Origin of the sequence: Bradyrhizobium sp. CER78, assembly GCF_029846235.1 — a bacterium.
Classification (GTDB): Bacteria; Pseudomonadota; Alphaproteobacteria; order Rhizobiales; family Xanthobacteraceae; genus Bradyrhizobium.
Map to the genome: position 1 here is coordinate 350,886 of NZ_JARVWP010000001.1, position 26,532 is coordinate 377,417.

The 26,532-nt window shown below is 64.5% G+C and carries 22 protein-coding genes; 4 read left to right on the forward strand and 18 right to left on the reverse strand.

The features are described from left to right. Positions 1 to 130: 130 nt before the first annotated feature. The 7 genes from QDT69_RS01495 to QDT69_RS01525 all read right to left on the reverse strand — a co-directional run bounded on the left by QDT69_RS01495 (position 131) and on the right by QDT69_RS01525 (position 10,087). Positions 131 to 745 (reverse strand): methyltransferase domain-containing protein, encoded by a 615-nt coding sequence (locus QDT69_RS01495; RefSeq protein WP_279705171.1) that lies wholly within the window; start codon positions 743 to 745, stop codon positions 131 to 133. Positions 746 to 1,063: 318 nt separating this feature from the next. Beyond that, positions 1,064 to 1,342: a hypothetical protein gene (locus QDT69_RS01500; protein ID WP_279704904.1), complete on the reverse strand. Its 279-nt coding sequence runs from the start codon at positions 1,340 to 1,342 to the stop codon at positions 1,064 to 1,066. A 187-nt stretch (positions 1,343 to 1,529) separates the two neighbouring features. Further along, positions 1,530 to 2,798, reverse strand: coding sequence for a calcium-binding protein (locus QDT69_RS01505; RefSeq protein WP_279704905.1), 1,269 nt, complete (start codon positions 2,796 to 2,798; stop codon positions 1,530 to 1,532). 671 nt (positions 2,799 to 3,469) lie between these two features. Then, the gene (locus QDT69_RS01510; protein WP_279704906.1) at positions 3,470 to 4,624 is read right to left on the reverse strand and encodes a glycosyltransferase; all 1,155 of its coding nucleotides are present in this window, start codon (positions 4,622 to 4,624) and stop codon (positions 3,470 to 3,472) included. Then, positions 4,621 to 6,612: an alginate lyase family protein gene (locus QDT69_RS01515; RefSeq protein ID WP_279704907.1), complete on the reverse strand. Its 1,992-nt coding sequence runs from the start codon at positions 6,610 to 6,612 to the stop codon at positions 4,621 to 4,623. Before QDT69_RS01515 ends, QDT69_RS01510 begins: the two co-directional genes overlap by 4 nt. Continuing rightward, positions 6,609 to 8,795: a bi-domain-containing oxidoreductase gene (locus QDT69_RS01520; protein ID WP_279704908.1), complete on the reverse strand. Its 2,187-nt coding sequence runs from the start codon at positions 8,793 to 8,795 to the stop codon at positions 6,609 to 6,611. Before QDT69_RS01520 ends, QDT69_RS01515 begins: the two co-directional genes overlap by 4 nt. A 110-nt stretch (positions 8,796 to 8,905) precedes the next feature. Beyond that, the gene (locus QDT69_RS01525) at positions 8,906 to 10,087 is read right to left on the reverse strand and encodes a glycosyl hydrolase (protein WP_279704909.1); all 1,182 of its coding nucleotides are present in this window, start codon (positions 10,085 to 10,087) and stop codon (positions 8,906 to 8,908) included. Between the two features lie 174 nt (positions 10,088 to 10,261). Here QDT69_RS01525 and QDT69_RS01530 point away from each other — a divergent pair, with 174 nt between their 5' ends. The 3 genes from QDT69_RS01530 to QDT69_RS01540 all read left to right on the forward strand — a co-directional run bounded on the left by QDT69_RS01530 (position 10,262) and on the right by QDT69_RS01540 (position 13,702). After that, positions 10,262 to 11,572, forward strand: coding sequence for a glycosyltransferase family 4 protein (locus tag QDT69_RS01530; protein WP_279704910.1), 1,311 nt, complete (start codon positions 10,262 to 10,264; stop codon positions 11,570 to 11,572). A gap of 97 nt (positions 11,573 to 11,669) precedes the next feature. Beyond that, positions 11,670 to 12,980: a nucleotide sugar dehydrogenase gene (locus QDT69_RS01535; RefSeq protein ID WP_279704911.1), complete on the forward strand. Its 1,311-nt coding sequence runs from the start codon at positions 11,670 to 11,672 to the stop codon at positions 12,978 to 12,980. Between the two features lie 8 nt (positions 12,981 to 12,988). Continuing rightward, positions 12,989 to 13,702 carry a class I SAM-dependent methyltransferase gene (locus tag QDT69_RS01540; RefSeq protein WP_279704912.1) on the forward strand — a complete coding sequence of 238 codons (714 nt, stop codon included), beginning with the start codon at positions 12,989 to 12,991 and terminating at the stop codon, positions 13,700 to 13,702. Positions 13,703 to 13,723: 21 nt separating this feature from the next. Here QDT69_RS01540 and QDT69_RS01545 read toward each other — a convergent pair whose 3' ends face one another. The 11 genes from QDT69_RS01545 to QDT69_RS01595 all read right to left on the reverse strand — a co-directional run bounded on the left by QDT69_RS01545 (position 13,724) and on the right by QDT69_RS01595 (position 25,991). Beyond that, positions 13,724 to 14,395: a class I SAM-dependent methyltransferase gene (locus QDT69_RS01545; protein ID WP_279704913.1), complete on the reverse strand. Its 672-nt coding sequence runs from the start codon at positions 14,393 to 14,395 to the stop codon at positions 13,724 to 13,726. Positions 14,396 to 14,408: 13 nt separating this feature from the next. Beyond that, positions 14,409 to 15,035, reverse strand: coding sequence for a methyltransferase domain-containing protein (locus QDT69_RS01550; RefSeq protein ID WP_279704914.1), 627 nt, complete (start codon positions 15,033 to 15,035; stop codon positions 14,409 to 14,411). Next, positions 15,032 to 16,351, reverse strand: coding sequence for a polysaccharide transporter (locus QDT69_RS01555; protein WP_279704915.1), 1,320 nt, complete (start codon positions 16,349 to 16,351; stop codon positions 15,032 to 15,034). The genes QDT69_RS01550 and QDT69_RS01555 overlap by 4 nt, the downstream gene beginning before the upstream one ends. Continuing rightward, positions 16,348 to 17,640: an O-antigen ligase family protein gene (locus QDT69_RS01560; protein ID WP_279704916.1), complete on the reverse strand. Its 1,293-nt coding sequence runs from the start codon at positions 17,638 to 17,640 to the stop codon at positions 16,348 to 16,350. The genes QDT69_RS01555 and QDT69_RS01560 overlap by 4 nt, the downstream gene beginning before the upstream one ends. Continuing rightward, complete coding sequence (locus tag QDT69_RS01565) at positions 17,637 to 18,752, reverse strand: glycosyltransferase family 4 protein (protein ID WP_279704917.1); 1,116 nt, start codon at positions 18,750 to 18,752, stop codon at positions 17,637 to 17,639. The genes QDT69_RS01560 and QDT69_RS01565 overlap by 4 nt, the downstream gene beginning before the upstream one ends. A gap of 3 nt (positions 18,753 to 18,755) precedes the next feature. Then, positions 18,756 to 19,514: a class I SAM-dependent methyltransferase gene (locus QDT69_RS01570; RefSeq protein ID WP_279704918.1), complete on the reverse strand. Its 759-nt coding sequence runs from the start codon at positions 19,512 to 19,514 to the stop codon at positions 18,756 to 18,758. Then, complete coding sequence (locus tag QDT69_RS01575; protein ID WP_279704919.1) at positions 19,511 to 20,323, reverse strand: hypothetical protein; 813 nt, start codon at positions 20,321 to 20,323, stop codon at positions 19,511 to 19,513. Before QDT69_RS01575 ends, QDT69_RS01570 begins: the two co-directional genes overlap by 4 nt. Before the next feature lie 13 nt (positions 20,324 to 20,336). Continuing rightward, positions 20,337 to 22,610 (reverse strand): polysaccharide biosynthesis tyrosine autokinase, encoded by a 2,274-nt coding sequence (locus QDT69_RS01580; RefSeq protein ID WP_279704920.1) that lies wholly within the window; start codon positions 22,608 to 22,610, stop codon positions 20,337 to 20,339. A gap of 129 nt (positions 22,611 to 22,739) precedes the next feature. Then, on the reverse strand, positions 22,740 to 24,044 hold the full coding sequence (locus QDT69_RS01585; protein ID WP_347952018.1) for an O-antigen ligase family protein: 1,305 nt from the start codon (positions 24,042 to 24,044) through the stop codon (positions 22,740 to 22,742). A gap of 143 nt (positions 24,045 to 24,187) precedes the next feature. After that, positions 24,188 to 24,775 (reverse strand): hypothetical protein, encoded by a 588-nt coding sequence (locus QDT69_RS01590; protein ID WP_279704921.1) that lies wholly within the window; start codon positions 24,773 to 24,775, stop codon positions 24,188 to 24,190. Between the two features lie 31 nt (positions 24,776 to 24,806). After that, complete coding sequence (locus tag QDT69_RS01595) at positions 24,807 to 25,991, reverse strand: polysaccharide biosynthesis/export family protein (protein ID WP_347952016.1); 1,185 nt, start codon at positions 25,989 to 25,991, stop codon at positions 24,807 to 24,809. Positions 25,992 to 26,217: 226 nt separating this feature from the next. Between QDT69_RS01595 and QDT69_RS01600 the strand changes: the two genes are divergently transcribed. Beyond that, entirely contained in the window at positions 26,218 to 26,520 is a 303-nt protein-coding gene (locus QDT69_RS01600) for a hypothetical protein (RefSeq protein WP_279704922.1), read from the forward strand. The last annotated feature ends 12 nt before the right edge of the window (positions 26,521 to 26,532 follow it).

The window sequence follows — 26,532 nt, forward strand, 5'->3', positions numbered from 1 at the left end:
CGCTAACGCAGCATTTTCAGCACACGGTTCCGAAAAGATATATGCGTCGGAACAGGCAACGAAGCCGGTTCCGGCACTTGCAGCCGTTGGTTTAACCACTGAACCTTGTAACATTATTTAACATCGACAATCACGGGGCGGCGGTCACCGTCTCCCGGAAGTCGAAGCCGCAGGCCTCGAGCTGCGGCTGGATCCGCCTGTCCTCGGCCTCCGGCATGAGCGCCAGCGCGCAGACCTCGAAATTCGCGCTGCGAACCGAGACGGTCGGAAACCCGGCGCTGAGCAGCAGGTTTCCCATCCGGTCGCACGAAAAGCCGGTCTTGTGCGCCATGTGATGGCGGCCCTGCTCGATCGCGCCGGAATGCCCGTAGATCATATCGAGCGGCCGTATCGGACCGGCCGGCGAGACATAGGCGACCGCGCCGAGGCCCTGGGTCAGCATGTGCTGGGCCACCGCCTCAAGGTCGGGCGACATGATCAACGCGAAGCCGTCCGGCTTGAGAACCTCGCGGAACTGGACGAATGTGGGATGTATCTCATGGGCATAGAGATGCTCCATCAGATGCGAACACCAGATCGCGTCGAACGAGGCCGGCCGGCACAATTTGGCGAGATCGGTGATCGAGCCGACGATGTCCGGTTTCACGCTTCCGTCGACATCGAGGCGAATCTCCTCCCAATCATGCGATGACAGCAGCGGCTGGATCCGCTTGGCAACCGTCGATCCAGCGCCGGCATTCAGCATTTTTTTCTTGGCCAATTCGAGAGCTCCGCGGTTCGCACATGATGCAGCTGGTTTCTGCAGCGATCGTTCGTCTTGTCCAAAGGTTGCCGAGGCTGCAGCAAGCCATCACAACGCGTTGTATCAAGCGAGTTACACGCCTTTACAAAAGCTACGTGGTCCGAATGTGACGAACTAACTTCTAACATTCTTCGATCGGAGTGGAACTTATCAGGAGACGGCCGCATGCGACGCGGAGCGGGCGACAAGTTCCGACCGTCACGTTCGCACCCAACACCGCCCAACGAGGGTCGAGGGGGATATCTTCGCCTGGCACGGACCTCAGGTCCTACAGCTTGGTCCAGTGGCTTCGATGATCGCCTTCAGCTTGGCGTCAAGCTTGATCGTATTGTTGGCGTTGGTTTCGATCGGAACATTGGCGCCGGGATCCGGGTTGCCGATCCCGGCCCCTTGCTGCACCGGGATCGTCGCGCCGTCATCCGGGCTGGTGTAACCGATCCCCGCGCTGATCAGATAGTCGAGAATCCGTTGCCGGCTTGCGTGATCGATCGTGGAGCTGATCACGACCTTAAGCTGCGTCTGGTTCAGGCCTTGCGCCACGCGCTACATAATCGCTAGGCAAATACTCAAACTATCTCGATGACTGGCAATTGGAGCAGGCTGCAACACTGCAAGATTATCAGACAATATTTCAGAGCACCATCTTCAATTGCAAAAAGCGCCGCCTCAACCTTGGTTGAGGCGGCGCCTTCGCTTAGTGAAGACCTAGTCGTGCAGACCTGGGATCTTACAGCTTGGTCGAGTGACCATCGTTGAAGATCAGGTATTCGATGTTGCTGATCTGGGTCGTCTGGCCGTTGCTGAAGTTGACGTCCAGAGAGCCATCCTTTCCGGCGGTGATGCCGGTCACGTCGGTCGAAGAGTGATCCAGGAAGGTCAGGGAGTCCTTGCTGCCGCCACCACCGTCAATGGTGTCGTTGCTGTGGAGGTTGGACAGGTAGAAGTAGTCCTGACCAGAGCCGCCCACCATCGAGGCCGTACCGGTGTCGGAGCCGACGAACGACGAACCGTCGTTGCCGCCGATCAGCGTCTGATGGCCCGAGCCGGCGATCATCGTGTCGTGGCCAGAGCCGCCATACAGCGTGTCGTTGCCGGCACCGCCATAGAGCGAGTCGTTGCCCGCGCCACCGGACAGGATCGAGGCGTGCGACGCATCCGAGTTCGAGTAGAGCGCGTCGTTGCCGGCGCCACCGTAAAGCTGGTTGTTGCCCGCGCCGCCGACCAGGACGTCATTGCCCTTGCCGCCTTCGAGGACCTGGTCGCCCGAGCCGCCATACAGCGTGTCATTGCCGTCGCCACCAAACAGACGATCGTTGCCCGCACCACCGTACAGCACATCGTTGCCGGTACCGCCATCGAGCGTGCTGGAATTGCCGGCCGTGCTGCCGGACACCAGCACGTCGTTGCCCTTGCCGCCTTCCAGGGTCGACGAGCTGCCGCCGTACAGCGTATCGTTGCCGGCGCCACCAATCAGGGTGTCGGCACCGGTACCGAACAGCAGATCGTTGCCCTTGCCGCCGTCCAGCGTGCTGTGACCGGAGACGTTGTCGATCAGCACGTCGTTGCCGTTGCCACCGCTGAGCGAGTCGTGACCCGCACCACCGAAGATGGTGTCGTTGCCGTTGCCAGCGAGAACCGTCGTGTCACCGGTGTTGTTGAGGAAGATCTGATCGTTGCCGTTGCCGGTCGCGACCAACACCGGGGTGCTGCCGTTCACCGTCAGCGTCACGTCCTTGTTGGTGGCTTCGATGATCGCCTTCAGGTTGGCGTCGGTGGTAACAGTGTTATTTGGGTTGGTTTCGATCAGAACATTGGTGTTCGGATCCGGGTTGCTGATCCCAGCCCCTTCCTGCACCGGAATCTTGGTGCCGTCATCCGGGCTGGTGTAGCCGATGCCCGCGTTGATGAGATAGTCGAGAATCTGTTGCTGGGTCGCGTGATCGATCGAGTGGATCGCATGCTTCAGGTCAGTCTGGTCGAGATTGTAAGTCGCCATCGATGTAGCCCCTGCTTTGGGATACGAGGATTCAAGCCGCTCGTCCGCACCTAAGCCGTTGAATCACAACTGGTTTGTTGCGACGCAGCTCAAATGTGGACACACGTTACGAACTTGTTAAGTCCATTGTTAAGTCCGCAATACCGGAGTGTCAATCAGCAATGCGCCATTAACGACTGGTTCCATGTGATTTATGTGAGACTTAGCACCACTTCGCATCCACGCTAACGTTCAGCGCAGGCGAATTCCAAATGTTAGCCGCGACGCAAAAAAGGGTAGTGATTATACGGGGTTTCATCGGCCCGCGGGATCGTGCAAAAGCCCGGAATTTCACGGATGTTGTGCGTGCTCCGAAGCGATTTTCTGCTCTGAAAAAATATTTCTGCGCCGCGTGAGAGTTTTTGCAAAAAAGCGTCAAACTTCACAACCGGCCGACTGCCTGACCGGTGTTATGGCTGGTTTCGGTTTCAAACCAGGGCTTCGGGCGAGCCAGAATCGGGGAATCGATCGCAGAATTGGAAGCAATCCGGCCGCCTCGTCGGCGCTCGCGGCGTCAGCGCAAGCGCTGATATAACAAATTAACATCAGATTTGCCGCAATCCGTTAGGGACCGCTACGCAGGAAACGCGCAGGACCGCGCACGATGCAGGCGGAGCAACCGCCTGCATCGGTCATTCCGCGGCGGCGCGCGCGTAGATGGCCTCGAGCAGCCGGAGATTCTCGTCCGGCGCATAGCGCGCGAGATAGACGGACCGTGCGGCCTGCCCCCATGCCGCGGCGCGATCGGGGACGGCCAGAAGCTCGGCAATCCGGTTGCTCAGCGCGGCCGCGTCGCCCGGCGGCGCCAGCGCGCCGGTCTTGCCGGCGCTCACCACCTCGGCAAGTCCGCCGATCTCGGATGCGATCACCGGTGTGCCCTGGGCGAAGGCCTCGACCACCACCATGGGAAAGCCCTCGTACCATAACGACGGCACGACCAATGCCTGGGCATTGGCCATTTCCCGAAGCACCTCCGCGCGCGAGCGCGCACCAAGGAACGTGACATTGCCTGATGCCCGCGCCTCGAGCGCAGCGCGTTCCGGCCCCAGGCCTACGATCCGCAACGGCACGCCGGTCGCCGCAACGGCGTCGAGCAGCACGCCGACGCCCTTCTCGCGGCTCAGCCGTCCGACATAGAGCAGCCCGGCGCGCGGCGCGGCTGAATCCGGCGCCCCCCGATCGGCCATAAAGTTCGGCTTCACATCGATCCGGCCGGCGTCGAAGCCTGCCTGCGCGAACAGGGTGCGGGCGAACTGCGTCAGCGCGATCAGGCGCAAGCCGGGACGCGTCCAGGTGCCGCGGCGCTGATGCTGCGCGATCATGTAGGCCGAGGCCAGCGAACCCGGCAGCGATCCGCGGTAGCAGCGATGGGCAACGCCCCAGAGATGGCCGCGGTCGAGACACTTGTGGCAGATATGGCCGTCGCGCAGCAGCATGCCGCCGGCGCAGATGGTGCGATAATTGTGCAGCGTCACCACCGCGGGCACGCGCTTGTGCCGGCAGACATCGAACACGGCGGGCGAAAGCAGCGGGAAGAAATTGTGGACGTGCACGATGTCGGGGCGGAAGCGCTCGATTGCCTCCGCCATGGCCTGTTTTCCCCGGATATTGTCGACGATCGACAGCGTCGTCGCGATCCGCGCGGCGAGCGAGTTGATCGCTTCGTTGCTGACCGTGAGCGTTTCAACGCTGTGTCCCGCGCCGCGCAACAGATCGACTTCCGCTTCGAACACGACGTCCTCGCCGCCGCGTCCCTGATACCTGTTGTGCGCGACCAGGATCTTCATGACCGGCGCGCCTGATCGGGAAACCAGCGCAACTCCGTCACCAGATCTTGGCCGGTAGCGAGCGGACCGGAGCCGATCAGCGTCGTCGCCGGCACCTTGAGATCGAAGGACGGCGAATACCAGCCGGCCGGCATGGCCTCGTCACCGCGATACGATGTCCAGTCGAGCGCCGCCGGAAGATCGAGTTCGCCGCGTCCGCCGGGCCATGCGAGCAGCGCCCTGCGTCCGTCGAGCTTGCATTCGACGTCTGGACCGAGATGCCAGCTAAGGCTCGCCGGCACCGCAAGCCCTTCATCGCCAAGCACAATATCTGACACGACGAGCCGCATCGCTTGACGCTGCAATCGCACCGAGCGCCGATGCACGAGACCGGCTTCGTCCTGATATCCCGAATGCTCCGCGACCCAGCTTGCGTCCGCATCACGATCATCCAGGCCGTTTAAGGCGATCAGCCGGCTCTGCGCATGCCGCGTCCAGAGAAACGGCCCACCCGATACCGACTGGTCGCGCGCGAACAGGCAGAGTGTGTTGTGCGCCCGCGTGGAGCGGAAATAGGCGCGCCAGCGCGGATCGCCGTGGTAGCAATAGGTGCCGGGGTCGGCGAGGATCTCGACCCCGCCGATCCTGCATTCGAGCGACAACGCGTCCGCATGGGCATGCGCCGCGATACGGCCGAAGCCGTGCGGACCATGATCGCAGCGGCACCACACCGCCCTGTCGGCATCGACCAGAAATGTCTGCCCCGCCGCATCGAGCAAATGCGGGCGGCGCGCGGGCCTCGTCGCGATCGCACGCGCCTTGATGGCGTCAGTCAGAAGGAACGTGCGCAGATCGGGCTCCGGCAATCCCGGCCACCACGGCAATTCGCCGAACAGGCGCGCGCCGGTGGCGAGCAGACCGAGCCAGCGATTGCCGGCGTGATCGTCGAGCAACAGGCCGATGCCATCGTCACCGTCGCCCTGACGCGGCGGATGGGCGCGCTCGTCCAGCATCGCGGCGATGACGTCGCTCATGCGGCACATCGTGGTCCAGACCGCATCGCCAAGCGGATATCCGGACGACTCGCCCTGCACTGCCGCGGCAAGCAGGAGTTCGAGGACAAAGCCGTGATAGTCGGTCGCAAGCTCGCTGTTGCTGCCGCAGGCGAGGGTTTGCGCAACGGCTTCGTGTGCGAGCGATCCGGCGGATTGCTCGCGCCATCGCGCGCTGTCGCGGAAGAAAGGAAACACACAGGCCGCCACGAACTGCCCGGCCGCCTCCGCGATGACGTGGTTGTTGGCGGAGGAGCCACGGCTCGGGAATTGCGACAGCCAGAATTGATGCGCATAGAGCTGCGTCAGGAACAGCTCGTTGTCCTCGAACAACGCGGGGGCGCCGGGCCAGCTCTGCAGCAACTGGCGCACCCAGGCCCACGAGATCAGCCGCACGCCAAGCTCGATGCCGCTGATCCAGTGCGGGCCGCGCGGGAACGGATTTTCACGCCACCAGCTTGTGAGATGCTCGGCCACGCGCCTGGCATAGCGCTCGTCCGCGGTCAGGTAATACGCTGATGCCAGCACCGTGAGATGGTGGTGACGCGACGGCTCCCAGATGTATTTGATGTTTCCGACCGCGGCTTCGTCGCGATAGGGAACCGCAAACGCGTACATATCCGCGGGCGCCCGCTTGCCGCTGCGGACATCGACGAACCAGTCGGGCCTTTCGCCGAGCGCAGCATGATCCCTGGCAAAGATCCGCCAGTGGCCGGCAAGAATCCGCTCCGCGCTCTGGATCAGCCGCTCGGCGGCTTGCCGCGGCGCGCCCGCCGGCAACGGCAACGGCTTCAACCGCGGCTGCCGCGGGCCAGGCGCGAGCCCAGTGCTGGCATGTCGCGCGATGTCGGGCGGCGTGATGCGCCAGAGCAGACGCAGCACCTGATCGTTCACCCGTCCGGCAAGCTCGGACGGCTCCATGCGCTGCAGCCGGCGCAAATACCAGGCCGGATTCATCTCAATGCAGTCGAGGCGCGCACGACGCCCTGCTCTGTCGCGCCGATCGTCAGGTCGACCGGCATCCCCGCGGCCGCGCTCTCCTGCACCGCGAGCGTCGCGCGGGTGGTCGCGAGCAGCGATTCCAGCGCGATCGGCATCGCGGCCCCCGATGCGACCGCCGTGACGAAGGCATCCAGCATCGGCCGCTGCCCCTTGTCGAGCCGCGCCGTCTTCGCCGTGCGCTGTCCGGCGTGCCAGACCTCGAAGGCGGAGAAATTGTCGAAGGCGGCAAAGCCGGTGCTTGCCGAGATTTCGAGCGCCTCCTTCGGCACCCGCGGATCACCGCCGGTGAGATAGCTGAGGCTCGCGACCGACCCGTCGGCAAAGTCGAAGGTGGCGACGAGATTGTCGACGTCCTTGGCCGCGGAACTCGCCGAAACACGCACCGGCCCGGCGCCGAGCCACCATGACAACACGTCGATGAAATGCCCGCCCTCACCGACGAAGCGGCTGCCTTCGCTCTCGGCCTGCAGATACCAGGATGATTTCTCCAGCGGGCCGGCGATGACGCGATATTGCAGCGTCTGCGGCCCGGCGGGCGCGAACGCCGCGCGCATGCCCAACAACAGCGGCGAGAAGCGGCGGTTGAAGCCGACCATAAGCCGGTTGTTGCCGGTCTCGCGGACCACCTGCTCCAATTGATCGAGCGCGTCTGCATCGATCGCCAGCGGCTTTTCGACGAACACCGCCTTGCCGGCACGCAGCGCTCGCACCGCGAGGTCGGCATGGGAGGCATGACGCGTTGCGATCAGCACGGCATCGATGTCGTCGGCCTCGAGCACCGAGGCCGCATCCGTCGAGGCGCGCGCAAAGCCGAACTTGCGCACCGCGGTGGCGCCGCTCAGGCCGGTATTGGTGGCGACCTCGACAAGATCGACGCGCGCGTGATTGGCAAGCTGCGGCAACAACATGCTGGAGGCATAACTGCCCGCGCCGATGACGCCGAGCCGCACCCGGCCGCTGCGCAGGGCAACGGCCGGACGATAAATCATCTGCATCGCGCGCGGAGCGGCGTCGGGATAGGCGAACACCATGCCGAGGCCGACCTCGCCCCGGCTCATGCGCTCGAACGCCGACGTCGCCTGCTCCAGCGGCACGGCTTCGGAAATCAGCGAAGAAAAGTCGAGCCGGCCGTCGGCGAGCAGCGCGACGATCGCCTCCATGTTGCGCTTCTCGGTCCAGCGCACATGGCCGATCGGATAGTCGATGCCGCCCTCCTCGTAGAGCGGGTCGTAGCGGCCGGGGCCGTAGGAGCGCGAGAAACGGACGTCGAGCTCCTTGTCGTAGAACTCGTTCCACGGCAGGTTCAGCGTGCATTTGCCGATATCGACGATGCGGCCGCGGTCGCGCAGCAGTGCTGCCGCGCGCGATGCGAGATCGGGATCATCGCTGCCAGCGGTGATGAACACGCAGTCGACACCGTTTCCTGCGGTCAGCTGATCGATCCGCGCGCGAAACCCGGCCGCGGCATCGTCCGATGCCACCGCGCAGACCGCAGCGCCCGCCGCCTCCGCCTGACGACAGCGCGCCTCCAGCCTGTCGAGCCCTGTAACCACCACACCCGCGCTGCGCAGCAGCCGCACCATGATCTGCCCGATCAGGCCGAGGCCGATCACGCAGGCGGTTTCACCGAAGCGGATTTCCGACTGGCGCATCGCCTGCAGCGCGATCGAGGCGATCGTGGCGAATGCGGCCTGGTCGAGCGCGGCACCGTCCGGCAGCGGCACGCAGAGGTTCACCGGCACCCAATTATATTCAGCATGGGTTGCATATTGATTGCCGCCGCAGCACACGCGCTGTCCGATCGAGAAGCCGCCGACGCCCTCGCCGACCTCCACGACGGTGCCCGACAGCGAGTAGCCGAGCGGCGTGTAGGAATCGAGCCGGTTCATCACCTTCTGATAGGTCGCAACCAGTCCCTGCTGGCGGACCGAGCGCATCACCTTGGCCACCTGGTCGGGTCGCGCACGCGCCTTGCCGAGCAGCGACAGCCGGCCTTCGGTGAACTTCATCATCTCGGTGCCGGTCGAGACCGCCGAGAACGCCGTGCGCACCAGGACCCCGCCAGGTCGGCAGCGCGGCGCCGGCACGTCGATCAGCTTGAGCTCGCCGCTCTTATAGTTCTGCGCGATCTGCTTCACAGTCGGTCAATCGCCTCGCGTTAACAGCGCCCTTGTATCGCGCCCGCCACCCGCAATGAAGCCGGGAATATCATCAAAACTGCCTCATGACCTGCGGCTTAACATTCTTATCATTCCAGCAGCAGGACCGGTTTGGGCGAGATTTCGACCTCGCCATTGGCGACGGCTCCTTCGCCACCGTCGAGGCCCTGGTAACGGCTGAAACGCGGATCGACCCGATAGGAGGACCGCCCCTTGGTGGTCCAGAGGATCAAGCCGTTGCGGCCATCCGGCATGCGAAGCTCGACGCGCCAGATCAACGCCGATGTTTTGCCTGCGGCCACGACGCTGGCGCCGACCAACCATTTCTGCACCGTGCGGTAGGCAATTCCGCTCGGGAGCAGCCCGCGCACCGGATCCCATAATTTACCGAAGTCGCTGCCCCCGCCGGCGAACTCGTACCAGTAGAACCGGTCGACGCCGCTGATCCATTTCAGGATGTAGGCGCGCGCCAGGCACCCGTCCGGATTGTCTTCATAGGACGACCAGCCGGCCTCGGTGTCCCAGATCGGCCGCGCGGACAGATCGTGCGCGGCAAGAATCTGCCTGAAGCGCGCGATGATTCCGAGCACGGCTTCGGGTTCGCTCGTATAACCATGGAACGCGAACACATCGGCATATTGTCCGCCGCCTTGCGCCATGAAAGCCTTTTGCCAGCGATAGCCGTCGGACGTGCCATTGGACGGCGGCGTCAGCACGGTCAGGCTGGGATCGCTGGCCTTGATGATCTGATAGGCCCGCTTCTGCATCTGGACCATGGTCGGGATATCGCCCGAGTAATATTTGGGATCCTCGGGCTCGTTCCAGATCTCCCAGTATTTGATGCGGCCGGCGGCGCGGGTGACCGCGGCGCGCACCCATTCATCCCATGACGCGAGATCGGCAGGCGGCGAGCTTGCGCCGGGCGTGAACGCCGGCGGCGCATCCTTCATCGACGCGGCCCATCGCGGCGTGTAGGCGAGATTGAGCACGATCTCGACATGCTCGCGCTCGGCCGCCGCCAGGATGGCGTCGAAGCGCGCCCAGTTGTAGATGCCGGGCGCCGGATTTATCTGCGCCCAATAGATCGCGCCCCACAGCCGAACGCCGTCGAATTTGAGCTCGGGCCATGGCTGCGACTGTCCGATCGCGTTGATCGTCATGCCGAAAAGCGACGGCGGGATCACGGCATTCACACGGCTCACATTGAGCGCATCGTTTGCGGCCGCGCCGCTCCACTGCAACGGCCATTTATGGGCAAGCGGCAGCGCCATGCTCAAAACCAGTGCAATCAACGCCCTTTGACCCCAATCCCTCACTCTGCCTGCCATGTCCCTGTCTCGTCGCTGTCACATCGGTGCCGGGATTGCATCATGCAAGCCGTGCATGTTAATGCCGATGTTAGTCGGATTGTGATGTTGTTAGGTCAATGGTATAGATCATCGCAGATGTCGAGAGCTGAACCATCACCGCGGCGGATCCTGATCATCGTCGAGAACCTTCCGGTTCCTTTCGATCGCAGAGTGTGGTGCGAGGCAACGTCGCTGCGCAAAGCAGGCTATGAAGTTTCGGTGATCTGCCCGATGGGGCGCGGTCATGACGAAGCTTACGAATGCCTCGAGGGCATTCACATCTACCGCCATCCGATGCCGGTGGAGGCGCGCGGGATCGCCGCCTATCTCGTCGAATATCCGGTCGCGCTGTTCTGGGAAACGTGGCTCGCGATCAAGGTGGCGTGGAAGCACGGCTTCGACGTGATCCAGGGCTGCAATCCGCCTGACCTGATCTTCCTGATCGGCCTGTTGTTCAAGCTCGGCGGCAAGCGCTTCGTGTTCGATCATCACGACGTCAATCCCGAGCTCTATGAGGCCAAATTCGGCCGCAGGGACTTCTTCTGGCAGCTGCTGCGGCTGGTCGAATTTCTCACCTTCAAGACCGCCAGCATCTCGATCGCGACCAACGAATCCTATCGCGAGATCGCGATCACGCGCGGCCGGATGCCGGCTAATCGAGTCTTCGTGGTGCGCTCCGGCCCCAATCTCGACCGCGTGCGCTCCCGCCCGCCCGATCCGGCCTGGCGCCGTGGCCGGCGCTACAGCGTCGGCTATGTCGGTGTGATCGGCCAATCCGAAGGTATCGATCTGCTGCTGCAGTCGATCGGCCATATCGTGCACGATCTTGGACGCACCGACATCCAGTTCAACATCGCCGGCACCGGGCCGGAGTGGAATGCGGTTGTCAAGCTCTGCGAAGAGATGCGGCTCTCCGACTATGTGAACTTCACCGGCGCCATCGCCGACGACGCGCTGTTCACGATGCTCTCGACCGCTGACGTCTGCGTCAATCCGGACCGCGTCACGCCGATGAACGACATCTCCACCATGAACAAGATCATGGAATACATGGCGCTCGGACGGCCGATCGTTCAGTTCGACGTCCGCGAAGGCCGACGCTCGGCGCTCGATGGCTCGCTCTACGCCGCGAAAAACGACCCGCAGGATTTCGCCGGCAAGATCATCACGCTGATCGATGATCCGTCGCTGCGGCAGTCGATGGGGACGTTTGGTCGCAGCCGCGTCGAGCGCGAATTGTCCTGGACCCATGAGGAGCCGAAGCTGCTCGCCGCCTATGAGGCGCTGTTCGCCAGGAAAATCCCCTGGCAGAGCCGCGCGCCACGCACGAGCGCGGTCGGTGAGCGGCCTCCGTCACAAGCCTCCGGTGTCAACGCCAATGCGGCCGCCGGACGGGTCTCGCGTTGAATGCCCTGCCGCCTCACTCACGTCAAACACGACGCGGCCACGGCCGCGCGCAAGTCCCTGCGTTGTTGCAAGTCCCTGCGTTATTGAAGGTCGAAGCATGAACGTCAGCATTTTCGGCCTTGGCTATGTCGGGACGGTCTGCGCCGCCTGCTTCACCGAGCTCGGCCACCAGATCATCGGCGTCGACAAGAGCGTCGCGAAGGTCGACCTGATCCGCGATGGCCGATCGCCGGTCGTCGAGCCCGGCATCTCGGACAAGGTGGCGCGCGCGGTGGCAACCGGTCAGTTAACCGCGACCACCGACGCCACCGAGGCGATCGTCAACAGCGACATATCGATGGTCTGCGTCGGCACGCCGTCATCCGGCAATGGCAACCTCGACCTGACCGCCATCCGGCAGGTCGCAATCGAGATCGGCCGCGGTTTGCGCGCGAAGAACGCGCCGCACACCGTGACGATCCGCTCCACCGTGCTGCCCGGCACCACCCGCGGCACCGTCGGGCCGTTGATCGAGGAAGCCTCCGGCAACAAGATCGGGCGCGACTTCGATCTCGCCTTCAATCCCGAGTTCCTGCGCGAAGGCAGCGCCATTGCGGATTTCAATGCGCCGTCCAAGACCGTGGTCGGCGCCTTCAACCAGGAAACCGCCGACCGCGTCATGGCGCTCTACAAGGACCTGCCCGGCGCCAAGATCACGCCGCCGGTCGAGGCCGCGGAACTCGCCAAATATGTCGACAACAGCTGGCATGCGCTGAAGGTCAGCTTCGCCAATGAGATCGGCACGATCGCAAAGACCCTCGGTATCGACGGCCGCGACGTCATGAACATCTTCCTGCAGGACACGCGGCTCAACATCTCACCGGCTTACCTACGACCTGGTTTTGCCTTCGGCGGCTCCTGCCTGCCCAAGGACGTCAAGGCGTTGAAGCATCTGGCGCACAGCCGCGGGCTGTCGACCCCGGTGCTCGAAAGCATCCTGCCGAGCAACGATATGATCATGTCGCGCGGCGCCGACTGGATCCTGTCGCATGAGGGCCGCCGCATCGCCTTCCTCGGCATCAGCTTCAAGGCCGGCACCGACGATGTGCGCGACAGCCCGTTCATCGAGCTGGTCAAAGGCTTGCGCGGCGAACAGCGCGAGATCCGGATCTACGACCCCAATGTGCAGCTGTCGCAGCTGATCGGCGCCAACCGGGACTTCATGATGCGCAACCCGGACCTGGTCGGCCTGCTGCATGACGATGTGGCGGAGACGATCGAATGGGCCGACATCATCGTGCTGACGACGGCCGATCCGCGCTTCGTCGCGGCGCTGAAGGCAAGCCGCCCCGACCAGACCGTGCTCGAACTGTCGGACATCGGACTGCCCGATGAAGTCAGCGCCAGAGTGAGCGGCTTCCACTGGTAGGGAACATCATGGCCACCATGGCCCGAGACCGTCCCGAAATCCGCTTCCACGACGAGATTTCGTCGGGATGGGAGACGCTGCATCAGAGCCGCACCTTCAGGGCGCGCACCGCCGCGATGTTCGATCTGCTCGGAAACGCGGACCTCGACGGGCAGCGCTGGCTGGATGCAGGTTGCGGCACCGGCACGCTGTCACGCCTGCTCGCCGCGCGCGGCTGCGACGTCACCGGCGTCGACGCCTCGCCGGAGATGATCGCGGCGGCACGCCGCGGCCCCGCCGACGGCACGCCGGCGGAACGGCTCACATTCCGGCAGATCCCGACCATCGCAAATCTGCCGTTTGCGGATCGATCCTTCGACGGCGTGCTGTGCGCGAGCGTGCTGGAATATGTCCCCGACGTGGCGCAGTGCCTCGCCCAGATCCATCGCGTGCTCAGGCCCGGCGGACTGCTGCTGGTCTCGGTTCCAAACCGCGGATCGATGCTGCGCCAGAGCTACAAGCTCGCGCATGAGGTCTCCTCGCGCGTGTCGGCGCGGCCGCTGTTCCGCTACCTCGCCTTCTCCAAATTCGAAGCCTCGCCGGCTGCGATGCAGGGCCTGCTGCGACAGCATCACCTCACGATGCTGGCGACCGGCTTTGCCGGCTCCCCGCTCCCGCCGGCGCTCGATCGCCGACCGACGGTGGGCACGCTGATCAATATCCTGGCCCGCCGCGACGGCTGATGCGGCGGGCAGACGCCGGCCTCAGGCCTTGATCGCCATCAGCGACTTGGTCATGCCGAGATATCGTTCGCGATAGATCTTCGCGTCCGGAAACGTTTCCGTCATCTCGCGCCAGTCGAACAGATGCCAGTCGGGCGCGGTCCGCTTGAACCAGAAGCGGTTGAACAATTCGATCAGTGCGATCTGCAGCCGCCTTGGCAACAGCACGATGACTCCGGGCAGCCAGGTATGGCTCTCGATCGGAAAGTAGCGATACGGCGTCTGCACGTAGAAGGATTTTGCTACCCGCGAGATCTCGCCGGCAAAGCGGTTCTGGTGTTCGCGCGCGACGTTCAGAAAGTCCGCGTCGCTCGCGATCGTCACGACGTCCTGCTTCGGCCCGGTGACATGTTCGATCACCGACGAGCAGAAGCAGAAATCGAACGCGTGATCGTCAAACGGCAGACGCTCGGTCTCCTGCAGCTGCACGGTCTTGAAGCCGAAGCGCTCGCGCGCGGCCTTCAGATCGTCGGTCGAGATGTCGCAGACCGTGATGTCGGTATGAAACGGCAGGATTGCGCGGATGTGCCGGCCGGTGCCGCCGCCGAGATCGAGAATCCTCGCATTGAGCGGCAGATTTACGGTGCGCACGAGGAACTCGCCGCGCCGCTGGCGCGCTGCGCTGGAAAATCGGGCCTGGATGGCGCCCAGCAATGTCCGTCTCCTGCTACTTGATGGCCTCGAAGAAGATCGACTCATCCGGCCGGTTGTCGAGCCGGTCGATATCGGGACACACGCCCTCGCGATACGCCCTTGTGTGGGTCTCCGAACACCCCACATCGCGGAACAATGCCGCCAGCGAAGCACGGGTATAGCCCCAGTGATGCGCGAAGGCGGCCTCGCTCCGCCGCTCGATCTCGAACACGCCCTTGAGAAAGGCTTGCGGCGCAGACGGATCATAAAGCGCGACGATCCGTTCCATGTCCGGGACGACGATGCGGCACACCCCGCCCGGCGCCAGCACCCGGGCAATCTCGCGCGCCAGCCGCTCGACCTCGTCGGGAAACAGATGCTCGAAGACATGCGCGCTGAACACAGCCGAGAGGCTGCCATCGGCGAACGGCAGCGGCTTGGTCAGGTCCATGTAGCGGAGCCCGGCAAACTTCCCCTGGCGATGCTCGGCGTAGCGGGCGTCGCTCAGCAGGCCGGCGAGATGCAGCGCTTTCGCCGCGAACGGCAGCCGCGCGATCCACAGATGCATCGTGATGTCGGTGTTGATCCAGCCTTCGATGCCGCAATTGAAGGCGCCGATATGCAGCCTCCGGAGCGCGCGGCCGGGTGCGTCGTCGGTCATGCCTGCTCCCGCGCCTGATTGGTCAGCACGACCGTGATCACCGACGCGGCGCTGGAGGCCACCATCGCCGCAACCGCGCCCGTCACTTGCCAAGCCACCGCCGCGAACGGCAGCACGCAGCACAGCGCGACGAGGCCGGCCAGGCGGCTCAGCATGAACCGCTGCGGCTTGCCGGTCGCAAACAACGGCAGCGCAAGCCCGAGCCACACCGCGTCGAGTCCCATCGCTATGCCCATCAAGGCAAGGCCGCCCCTGCCGATGTCATAGGTCTGGCCGTGGATGACAACGGCGAGAATGCGCTGGCCGAACAGCACGACCGCCGCGCCATAGACGGCCGCGATCGAGCCGAGCAGCAGGGCATTTTCACGCGCCGCAGCGGCGACCGCGCGGCGCCTTCCGGCGCGCAGCTCGGCCGCGATCTCCGGCAGGCGCACCGAGAACATCGTCGCGCAGAACTGGCTGAGCGGCGCGAACACCAACAGCAGGATCCGCAGCGATGCGCTCGCGTCCAATCCGATCAGAAGGCCGCAAACCGGGATCAGCCCGATGCTGCCGATCCAATAAGTGAGCGAGGTCCCGACGAACCAGCGGCCATTCCTGAACAGGCGCCGCAACGAGCCGCGGAAGATTCTGGCGTGCGGCCGGGCCAGCTCACTGGTGTGGACCAGGACCAGGCTGGCGGCCGCCAACGCCGAGATCGCGATGCAGGCCATCGCAGCGGCAGCGCCGGTGAGCTTGAGCGCGATCAGCAGCCCGGCCGAGGCGACCAGCGCCACGCAATAGGTCAGCGACGATGCCGCCGCGCGCGGCAATCGCCCGTCGAGATAGCAAATGCGGCGGAACATGCTTTGCAGACGAACGGCGGGGATCGCGAGCCCGGTTGCGATCACGAGCCCGCCTGCATCGCCGCCAAGCGCGACGATCACCGAACCCGCAATCACCAGCAGCAGGCCAAGCGCAGCCGAAACGGCGAGCGACGACAGATAGAGGCCGAGCCGCAGCTGCGGCCACAGCGATTTCGGAATGCGATGCGCCGTCGCCGGCAGGCCGTCGTCGAACAGGCCGCGCAAGAACACCGCCTCGATCAGGATCGAGAACGACCAGGCGATACTGAATTGGCCGAACGAATTGATATCAAGCACGTTGGCGAGCACGATCGTCAGCACAAAGGCGGAGCTGCTGAGCAGCGCCTGGTCGATCAGCCCGAGCGCAATATTGCCCCCGGCGCGGCGCAGCCGGCGGAGTGCTCCGCCAACGGCGCCGGCGACCCCTGTCTGGGCCGCGACGCGATCCAACCTTTCAGTCAACGCACTCACGCCTCACTCACACGCAGTCTGGTGAACGCCCGCCGCGGCGCCACTTGCAGCTTCGCTTCCGGGCCGAAATAACACCAGAACACCAGCACGCAGCCGAAGTAATTGTGCAGCAGCTGGCTCGAGTCGTTGGCCGACGCGATCACGACAAACAGCAGCATCGCGAACGGCGCCAGCCAGTACATTCCTTTCCGCTCGAACGTGAAGACGATGGTGTTCCACAACGCGCGCGCCAGCAGCAGCATATAAAGCGCACCGCCGAGCAGGCCGAACTGGAGAAAGGCGTCGAGATAGGAATTCTCGAACGAGCCGAACTCGGTATTCCACGGCGCCATGCTGGTCAGCTCGTTCGCCGGCGAATTCGGCAGCTCGTTGAAGAACCCGGAAAAGCCGTAGCCGAGCCAGGGATGTTGCCAGAAGAAGTAGGGCCAGACAGACCAGAGGAACGAGCGGCCGGTCAGGTTTCCGCTGCGGCCGACCAGCCCGTACAACTCGTCGCTCGGCACGGCGAACACCACGAGCGCAACGAAAGCAAGGCAAAGCCAGTAGATCGAAGCAGCGCCTCTGTGCCCGAGCACCACCAGCAGCAGCCCGAAGGTCACGGCGAGCGCCGTCAGCATGCTGATCAGCGGTCCGGCGGCACCGGCTGCGGCGAGCGCAAAAAGATGGCACCCCAGCAGCAGGAGCGACCAGCCGAACTGCTTGCGCGGCCCCGCCAGCATGCGCACGAAGCAGATCAGCACCATGAGGCCGAAGAAAGCGCCGGCGAGGTTCTTGTGGCCGAACACGCCAGCATAGGCCTGGGTCCCGAGCACCGTCGGCCGATGCAGCGGGTCATAGTCCCATTGCGAGCCGATCACCGGAAACAACAGGACGTGGACGATCAAGACCACGATCCCGATCCGGAACAAGGTGTCGATCAGGCGGTCGACCGGGCCGCTGACCACGACCCATGCCGAGAACATTGTGGTGAGCAGATACATCGCAAACTTGACCGACGCACCGGCAGGATCCGCACTCAATGCCAGCGACACGCCCGCGAAGGCCACGAATGTCAGATAGAGATGCGATTGCAGCATCAGCAGGCCGAAGCGCTTCCGATCAACCGCGATGTGCAGCATCAGGAGGATGTAGAGCAGCAGCCATGCGGCACGGAACAGCGAGGATTCGCCGGCCCGTTCCGCGAACGAGATGCCTTCGATGAAATTGAACAGGAAATAGATGCAGCCGAGCACCATCACCAGATAGGCGTGCAGAAAGACATCGGTTCGCCACCACCATCGGCCGATCATTGAACGGCCTCCTGCCGGGGGGGCGTCCTCGCGAGATGATCGACCGCGGCCATGAAACGCGCCGCGGCGTCGGCAAGCGCACCCTTTCGCACGCTGTGCCGGGCCTGCTGCGACATCGCCTCCCAACGCGCGGGATTCTCGAGCAGACCACGCGCCGCGTCGACCCACGCCAGCTCATCAAGTGCGCAAACATGGCCGTTCACACGGTCGCGCACCAACTCGCCGCCCGCTCCGACATGCGGCGACACCAGGCAGGGAACCCCGCATTGCAAAGCTTCGTTGCACACCAGACCCCACGGTTCCAGCAACGAGGGCAGCAACAGCAAGCGGGATTGCAGATAGACTTCCGATATCGCCTGCCACGGCACGTGGCTGTCGTGGTTGACATCGATGCCGGCGCCATCAAGCCGAGCCAGCATCCGCGCCTCCGCGGCGCCGGACCCGACCACGCGAACCCTGAGCCCGGGCAACGCCCGGCCGAGCGCGATGGCGACGTTCTCGAAGAAGATCGCATTCTTGGCGTCGTCGTTGATGCGGGCGCACCAGAGCAGGTGATAGGGACGATCGTGGAAACCCGGCACAGACGGCGGCGGATCCCAGGCCGGCACCAGCGGCACCACGAACAGATCGTCGTCGCCGACGCCCTCGCCACGGAAGTACGCCCTGCCCTTGTCGCTGCAGCACACGACCGCGGCGCATTGGCGCAACAGCCACGGCCGCGCCAGACGATGATACGCCGTGTTGGGCATCGTCTCGCGCCAGCCATCGATCGTCAGCGCAAGCGCCTTGCCGTTGGCGCGCGCCCACGCCGCGCCTGTCAGCATCGAGGGATAAAGCCCGTTGACAAACAGCAGGTCGGGCAAGAGCGCGTTCAACGCGCGGCCGATCCCGATGTTGAGATGGGTGTGACGCGACCGCGACAGCGAGATCGAAACGCCCGGCACCGTGCGCGTCGTGTAGCGCGGCGTGAACGATCCGGCCCAGGAGCGATCGGCTTCCTGCGCAGTGCAGGACAGCACCGCGAGATCCAGTCCACGATCGACCAGCTCGTTGTAGAGCCGGTTGGTGTAGGGGGTGATCATGTTGTTGAAGACGACCACGCGCGGCGTCATGGCTCAGCGGTCCCGCGGCGGCGTGTGCGCCTCGCTGCGCCGGCAAAGCGCCCCGCAATGATAGGTCGCAAGCCGGGTGGCGAACGCCGGGCTGACCGCCAGCAGCGACTTCCGCACAATGCTCTTTGCGAGCCCCTTCACCCGCGACGAATGGAATGCGTGCACCGGCAGGCTGTGGTCGTAGGTGCCGAAGCCGATGACATCGAGTCCGGCGGTCTCCAGCACCAGGCGGAAGGTGTCGGGCGTGTAGAAATTGATGTGGCCGATGTCGAGCGTCGATTGTAGTGCCCGGCGATTGGTCCGCGCGTGCAGCTCGCACGGCACTTCAACGTAGATGAAAGTCCGCGCAACGCGGGCAAGCTCGTACAGCAATGCGCGCGGTTCGGGCACATGCTCCAGCACATGGCTGGCATAGACGAGGTCGAACGATCCGTCAGCGAACGGGATTGTCGCACCGTCATAGCTCGACCAGCCAAACGGCGCCGCTGCGGCGCCGTCGATCTCCAGGTTGGTCGCGGGATCGATGACGTCGATGCCGGTGAAGTCGCGGCCGATGCCGATCGCAGACAGCCGCGCCAGCACGGCGCCGGTGCCGCAACCGACCTCGAGCACATTGCCGACGCTGGCCGCGGCAGCTCCGAGCAGGCCGGCGATATGATCGGCCTTGTCGACTGCGCAGACGCGGCGCCAGTCGCGCTCTTGCGCCGAATAGACGCCTTCATAGTGCGCGTTGTGCTGTCCGACGCTGAATTCCATGGTCATGGCCTGGCCCTCGCCTCCGGCGGAATTCGGGCAAGCTCGTCGAGGCGGTCGTTCGATTTGCGCTCCAGATCGCGCCGTTCCGCCGGCGAGCGGCGGTCGAGATCGTATCCGATGTCGGCCATGGTCTTGGTCAGAATGTCGACGTTCCGTTGCGGGACGGCTGCAAGGCCGGCCAGCAGCCTGTCCCGATGCATCCAGCCTGGTCCTTTCAGCAGATCGATCGCCTCGGTGTACAATTCGGTCTTCACGAGGCATGCGAACTCGGCGACCACCGCGTCCGACAGGTCGGGTGGCAGCGCATCGAGCATGGCGAGCGCCATGGCGCTGCGCTTGACCACGATCCAGCCCTCATTAGGTCCGAGCCGATACGACATCCGCAACACGTTGAAATTGGCATCGCTCAAGCCCTGTCTTGTGTTGCGAAGCTGGAACAGCACGACCCAGAGATAGGGATCGGCCGGTGCGCAGCCGAGCGATTTGCGGACCGCCGTGTCGAGCTCCCCCATCCGGGCATCCACCTGATCGCCCGATGCGAGTGCGTTCTCGGCGAGCCGCAGCCGGATCACCGCCGCGCTACGATCGATGGCCGGCATGCAGTCCGATCGCGCCGCGGCGCGCGACAGCAAGGGCGCGAGATCACCGAGCTCGGCGTCGCTGACCGGTACGTTGCGCAGGATCAGGTCCCTGGCACCATCCAGCCGGGTCTGCTCGACAAAGACCGGCAAGGTGACAGAGCCCCAGGCGACCGACGAGCACGCGACCGCAGCCAGGAAGCCGCGCGCCAGCCAGGCGGCGGCGCGCCGCGGCATCTCGCCTCGCGTCTCACTCGGTGTAGCCATATCGCCCATAGTGCGAGTTGCAATAGTAATTCTTGCCGCCGTAGCCGCTGTAGCGGCTCATCGCCGCAATATCGGCCTTGTTGAGCACGACGCCGAGCAGGTTCTCGTTGACCGCGCGCGCACTGCGCAGCGCGCGCTCGACTACCTGCACCTGGGTCTTGCCCCACTCCACGATGAAGACGAAGGAATCGACGAAGTGCGCGGTGATGCGGACATCGACCACCGGCGTGAGCGGCGGGAAATCGACGATCACGTAGTCATAATGGCCGCGGGCCGCGTCGATGAAATCCTTCATCTGGTCGGAGGCCAGCACCTCGTGCGAATGCGCGATGCGCGACCGCGTGGCGCCGGGCAGGAAGGCAAGGCCGGTCTCCGGATCGCGCCACAGCACGTCGTGCAAGGTCGCATTGTTCGACAGCACGTCGAGGATGCCGCGCTCGGCGCTCGCGGCGACCTTGCGGCTGAGCGAGGGATTGCGCAGGTCGCAATCGACCAGCAGCACGCGCGCCCCGCTCTGAGCGACCAGTTGCGCGAACACGAAGGCCAGCGTCGACTTGCCCTCGTTGGGCAGCGCCGAGGTCAGGCCAAGGATCTTCGACGGCTTGGTGACGTTGAGGTCGGCATTGACCTTGATCGAGCGGATCGCTTCCGAGAAGCGCGAGAATGGCGCATCGATCGCCGCCCATAGCACCGGCTCGTCGCCACGCCGGATCGTGCGCGGCCCGACCGGCAGGTTGGGACGCCCGACCACCGGCGCCTTGAGCTGGCTTGGCGAGACGCGGGGAACGATGGCGACGCAATCGGCATCGAGGATGGTCTCGACCATTTCAGCGGTGCGGAACACCCGGTCATAGAGGTCGCGTAGCACGCCGAGCCCGAGCCCGGCGATCAGGCCACCGAGCGTCGAGAGCGCCAGCACGACCAGGGTCTGCGGATGGCTCTTGCTCAGGGGGCGCGAGGCACGGGTGATCACCCGCGCCTCGCTGACCGGGAACGACTGCTGCTGCACATTTTCCATGTAGCGCTGCAGGAAATTGTCGTAGAGCGAGCGATAGGTTTGTGCGGAGCTCTCGAGCTCGCGCAGCGTGACCTGCGCCTGGTTGGTGGACTGCGACTGCGACACCGAATCGTTCACGGCGCGCTCGATCTCGTTCTGGCGCTGCACGGCGATCGCATAGTCGCTCTTGTAGCTCTCGGCGAGCCGCTTCAATTCGTCGATGATCGACGACTGGATCTCGCGCATCTGGTTGCGCAGATTGACGGCGGCCAGGTGATTGTAGCCATAGCGCGACGACCAGTCGGCCTCGCGGTTGGCCAGCTCGAGATATTGCGAACGCAGCTTGGTGATGACCTGGTTGTTCAGGGTATCAGCCACCGTGGCATCGGGGACGCCGCCCTTCACGACAGCCTCGATGCGGTCGAGCTTGGCCTTGGCGTCGGTGACCTGCGACTTCACGTGAACCAGCTGCGTATTGAGCTCGCCGAGCTGCTGTTCGTTGAGCAGCTTGCCGCTGGAGGTGACGATGTTGTTGGTCTTCTTGTAGTCGAGCACCGCGCGTTCGGCATTGGATGCCTGCGTGCGTAGCTCCTTGATGCGGTCTTGCAGCCAGGCGCTGGCGCGGCGCGTCGCCTGGTACTTGGAATCGAGCTGGTCGACGATGTAGGCGTCCGCGACGGCGTTGGCGATCTGCGCCGCGCGCTCCGGATCGAGCGAGCGGAAGCTGACCTCGATCACATAGGTCATGCCGCGGCGGCGGACGTCGAGCTGCTTCTGGAAGGCGCGCACCGCACGCCGGGTCCGGTCGAATTCGTTGGACGGCGCGCTGCCGGCAAACAGGCCTGACACGAAATCCAGCACCGCGCCCGCCGCGCCGGCCCTGGAGCCGATGAATTCCGGATCTTCGTTGAGCTTGAGATCGCGGATCACCGCGAGCGCCACGTTCTCAGACTTGAGGATTTCGACCTGGCTCTCGACCGCGGAGGAATCCACCGGGACGTCATTTGCCGGCGATTGCTGCTGGAAGGCCTGGAATTTGCGCGTGTCGATGATCATCGTGGCAAGCGCGGTATAGCTCGGCGCCGCGGTCATCAAATAGCAGATGCCGCCGAACAAACAGAGCCCGGCTGTCCCGAGGATCACCCAGTACTGCCGGAGCAGATAGGTGACGAAGGCGTCGAAGGTTTCCGCCAGCGACGGCAGTTCGGTCGGACGATTTCTCAGATCGACAGACGGCGGAATCTGGTTGCGCTGAAGCATCTCGCCCTATCGCCGCGCCGGCAGGCTGATGCCTGCCCGCGCGCCCTCCAATGGCATCGGGTAGCGTCCCGCCGCCGACATCGAAGTGCATTGCTGCCGAGAGTTCTCCATTGGCGACCGGAAGCCCGCTCAGGGAGTCACTGTTGAAATCAGCGTGGTGCCGGTGCCCGTGATCGTCCCCGTCGTCGTGTTGCCCGAACTGCTGACCGACGAGGTGAAGCTGAATATGCCGGTGTTCACGCTGTTGCCGTCGATGGCCTCGAGCGCGCCGCCTCGGGCGCCGGTGGTGCCGATCGCGCTGGTCTGGCCGCCGGATGCGCCGGCGCTGCCCGCGCCGCCGGCGCCGGTCGCAGCGGTGCCGCTGTCACCTGACGCTGCGGCAAACGCCATTACGGTGTCGAGATCCTTGGTGTCGGCGATCGCCTGCTGGATGCGCGTCGCAAAGGGCTGGTTGCTGCGCACCACGATGCGCGCGGCCTGGGCGAGACCGGCGGCGATCGCCGTCTTCTGGCCCTTGCTCGCCCTGGCCAGCAACGCAATGAGTGGATCGAGCGATGTCGGATCGTTGAGGGCGAAGTCGCGCGCCCGCGAGGTCAATTCCACGCCCGCGTTCGGAAATTGGGTCAGCAACTGCTCCGGATTGGCTTTGAAATTCGTGACCGCCTGCGAGAGCTGGATCAGCCCGCCCTGCGTTTCCGCCACGGCGGCGCCACCGGGCGCCGCCGGCGCTAACATCACCACCACCGCCAGGGCGGAAAAATCGCCGGATCGCTCAAATGTGAACACTGCTATCTCCCTAACGAATACTAACAGTTCGTTAGCATAGTCGGAGTTATCGCGCCAATTAAAACCCCTGCCCGGCCGCGCGCCCGGGCTCGCCCGCGAAATCAACGTTAACCGGCGGACCCGATGTAACATCGGCGTCATCGCCGCCGCGGCCGGCGGCTCCGCTGGAGCGGAACGATTGTGACAGGCCTGCCCCAAGCAGGGCCGCGATAACGACGCCAGTTCGAGCCAGCTGTTGTGCGCCCGGTTCCAGGTCCCGCGCAACGAGATGTCGTCGGTGCGATAGGCCGGATAGACCCATTCGAAGGACCCGAAACCGTTGCCCAACCAGGGATGATCCCAGATCATCCGCAACGTCGCGCGATAGGTCGAGAACCGCCCCTCATCCGACAGGCCGATCGTGCTGAAGCGCGCGCCGACGCCGCCGCCGAGCAGTTGCAACAGCGCCAGCGCGACCAGGCCGCCGACACTGAGCGCCATGATCAGGCCGTAGCGGCGCGGCATCCGGTTGCGAAGGAAGATCGCGGCCGCGGCGACCGCGGCGAGCAGCGAGATCCCGACACCGCCGCGCGATCCGGTCAGGAACATCGCGAGCAGGCACGTGAGCCAGCCGGACCCAAGGCCCGCGAGCCGGCGCCGCGCCGGCATTTCGAGGCGCGCGAGCAGGCGTGGCAGGCTGGCCCGGCGCGACGGCCAATGCCGCTCGATCAGCTCGCAGCCGAACAACAGCCAGATCAGCGCACAGCAGCCATAATAGATGCCCGCCGTGTTGCGGTTGACGAAGGGAGGCGTCAGCCACTCCAGTGCGCCTGCTTCTCGTGAAGCAAATAGATCCGGGCGGGATCGATCGCGAAGGTGGCGATACCGGTGATCGCATAGGCAAGACCGGCCACCGCCACCACGCGCAACAATCCGCACGCCAAGGCGCGGTTGGCGCCGAGCACGACGCCGATCGCAAGGCTCAGCAGGCAGACGATCCCGACACCGGCGAAATAGAACGGCGGATTGGTTGCGATCGACACCGCCGGCGGAAGGTCGGCCGGCAGTAATTTGCCGGCCTCGGCCCACAGCGCATTCGGCGTCACCCCAAGCCAGGGCCGCTGTGCCGATTGCTCGTGCAGCACCAGCACGGCGAGCGCCGTCAGCAGCGCCGTCACCGCGAGAATTGCGAGCTGGCTGCCGCGCACGCGCATCGGCAGCACGCCGAGCAGCGCTATGCCGAGCAGGATCGACCAGATTGCGGACGCGACGTCGCCGACCGAGCCGAGCGGCAGCGGCGCCAGTGCAATGACGGCGCAGAACAGCCACGACGACCATCGCACCGGCCACGGCAATGCCGTGACCCCGCTTGAGCCGGTGGGTAATCGTAAGCGTGTCATGAAGCCGGCCGGGCCGGCTCACGCCCCGGTATCAGGGCGCAAGCTTGATCGAATTACGAAGTAATGTTGCGTTGTAGGCGGCCACGATCGGATCGTTCACCGTTGCCGTCACGAGGCGGATCTGCTGCATGAGCTTGGCGTCCTCGACGGATGCCGCGTTCGACGCATAGAGCACGTCCTTGTTGCGCAACTGGAAACGCGTGGCCAGGAAATAGCCGGCCGGATCGCGGAAATTGATGTTGTAGACAACCGGAATGATCGGCCCGGCATATTTGCTGACGTCGATCCCGAGCTTGGCCGCCACTTCCGGCAACTCGCCGCGATAGACGAATACCGAGGCCGGATCGGCCGAGGAATCGTTCAGGCCACCCGCTTTCGCGACCGCTTCGGCGAGCGAGATGCGCCAGGCCTCGAAATTGAACTGGCCCTGCGCGCCCGACGCGCCGAAGGCGACGAAGGTCTGCGGCTCGCGGTAGACATAGATGGTGTCGCCGGGATGCGCGTAGATGTTGCTCTTGGGCTCGTAGACCAGCTGGCCGAACGGCACCGTGGTGCGCTTGCCGTCGCGCTCCAGCATCACCCAGGTATCGAAGCCTTGCCCCTTCGGCCCGCCGGCGCGCGTGATCGAGTCGAGCACGCGCTCGCCCGCGGCGTTGGCGGGGAAACGGTTCGGCGAATTGACCTCGCCGAGCACGGAGATCAGCGAGGTGCGCTGCTCGATCAGCGCGACCACGGCCTGCGGCTCGATCGCACGGTTCTTCAGCGCGTCGACGATCGAGCGCTGCACCTCGGTCGGGGTGCGGTTCTTGGCACGGATCGCGCCGGCATAGGGCACCGAGATGTTGCCGTCGGTATCGACGTTCTGGTTCGGCAGCGTGATGTAGTTGCCGGGGCGCACGCCCGCCTCTACCGGAATGAACAGACCGCCGGCGGCGGCCTCGAAGATCGTGACGCTGACGACGTCGCCGATGCCGAAATGGATGTCCTTGGGCGGCGGGCCCTGGATTCCTCCGGCGAGCTGCGGCGCGAACGACGCCAGCACGTTCTCGACCTGCGGCGTGATCTTGACCATCGCATAGGGCAGGCTTTCCGGATCCCTCTGCCCGGCAACGACATCCGAACTGGTCGGACCGTTGGTCGGCATATAATGACAACCGCCGACCCAGCAGGCGGCCGCAAGCAATAACATCACTCGAATGAAATTCGCACGCGACATTGAAATACTCCGGCCGTGCCCTAACACGCCGACTATCACAATCACAAGATTCCGCGATATAGTGCGGTACAATTGATAAATAATGTTAGCAAGGTGAGGCAATTCGGCGACACCGGCGCGGTGCCGTGAGGCAAACGGCCCGCGCGACATCACTCCGGCTTTGATTTCGCGTGATGTTCCAGTTATCGGTGAATGAGATGGTTTGAGTTAAACGATTGAGGGTTCGATGGTTCGCATGAAGCCACTGGCGATCGCGTTGGGAACCGTCGCCTCGCTGCTCGGCATCGGCAATTCCGGGGTTTTTGCCGCGGAACTGAGCATTTCCCCCACCCCGCGCGCCGTGCAGCGCGTCGGCGGCAACTGCCAGCGGCTGCAATATTGCCACGGCGACGTTTGCCAGTGGAAACGGGTCTGCTGGCACGGCTGCCCCGATCGCTACTCCTGCGCGCCGCTCTACGGAGCCTATGGCCCCTATGGCGGCCGTGACTACTGGGCCGCCTATAGCTACGGCGATCTGCGCCCGTTCTGAATGTTAATCGAC

Coding starts and splice junctions, on each gene's coding strand:
- QDT69_RS01495 (WP_279705171.1), bottom strand. CDS start 745: ATGCTGAATGCCGGCGCTGGATCGACGGTTGCCAAGCGGATCCAGCCG.
- QDT69_RS01505 (WP_279704905.1), bottom strand. CDS start 2,798: ATGGCGACTTACAATCTCGACCAGACTGACCTGAAGCATGCGATCCAC.
- QDT69_RS01510 (WP_279704906.1), bottom strand. CDS start 4,624: ATGAAGATCCTGGTCGCGCACAACAGGTATCAGGGACGCGGCGGCGAG.
- QDT69_RS01515 (WP_279704907.1), bottom strand. CDS start 6,612: ATGAATCCGGCCTGGTATTTGCGCCGGCTGCAGCGCATGGAGCCGTCC.
- QDT69_RS01525 (WP_279704909.1), bottom strand. CDS start 10,087: ATGGCGCTGCCGCTTGCCCATAAATGGCCGTTGCAGTGGAGCGGCGCG.
- QDT69_RS01530 (WP_279704910.1), top strand. CDS start 10,262: ATGTCGAGAGCTGAACCATCACCGCGGCGGATCCTGATCATCGTCGAG.
- QDT69_RS01535 (WP_279704911.1), top strand. CDS start 11,670: ATGAACGTCAGCATTTTCGGCCTTGGCTATGTCGGGACGGTCTGCGCC.
- QDT69_RS01540 (WP_279704912.1), top strand. CDS start 12,989: ATGGCCACCATGGCCCGAGACCGTCCCGAAATCCGCTTCCACGACGAG.
- QDT69_RS01550 (WP_279704914.1), bottom strand. CDS start 15,035: ATGACCGACGACGCACCCGGCCGCGCGCTCCGGAGGCTGCATATCGGC.
- QDT69_RS01560 (WP_279704916.1), bottom strand. CDS start 17,640: ATGATCGGCCGATGGTGGTGGCGAACCGATGTCTTTCTGCACGCCTAT.
- QDT69_RS01565 (WP_279704917.1), bottom strand. CDS start 18,752: ATGACGCCGCGCGTGGTCGTCTTCAACAACATGATCACCCCCTACACC.
- QDT69_RS01570 (WP_279704918.1), bottom strand. CDS start 19,514: ATGACCATGGAATTCAGCGTCGGACAGCACAACGCGCACTATGAAGGC.
- QDT69_RS01575 (WP_279704919.1), bottom strand. CDS start 20,323: ATGCCGCGGCGCGCCGCCGCCTGGCTGGCGCGCGGCTTCCTGGCTGCG.
- QDT69_RS01580 (WP_279704920.1), bottom strand. CDS start 22,610: ATGCTTCAGCGCAACCAGATTCCGCCGTCTGTCGATCTGAGAAATCGT.
- QDT69_RS01585 (WP_347952018.1), bottom strand. CDS start 24,044: ATGCCGGCGCGGCGCCGGCTCGCGGGCCTTGGGTCCGGCTGGCTCACG.
- QDT69_RS01590 (WP_279704921.1), bottom strand. CDS start 24,775: ATGACACGCTTACGATTACCCACCGGCTCAAGCGGGGTCACGGCATTG.
- QDT69_RS01595 (WP_347952016.1), bottom strand. CDS start 25,991: ATGTCGCGTGCGAATTTCATTCGAGTGATGTTATTGCTTGCGGCCGCC.
- QDT69_RS01600 (WP_279704922.1), top strand. CDS start 26,218: ATGGTTCGCATGAAGCCACTGGCGATCGCGTTGGGAACCGTCGCCTCG.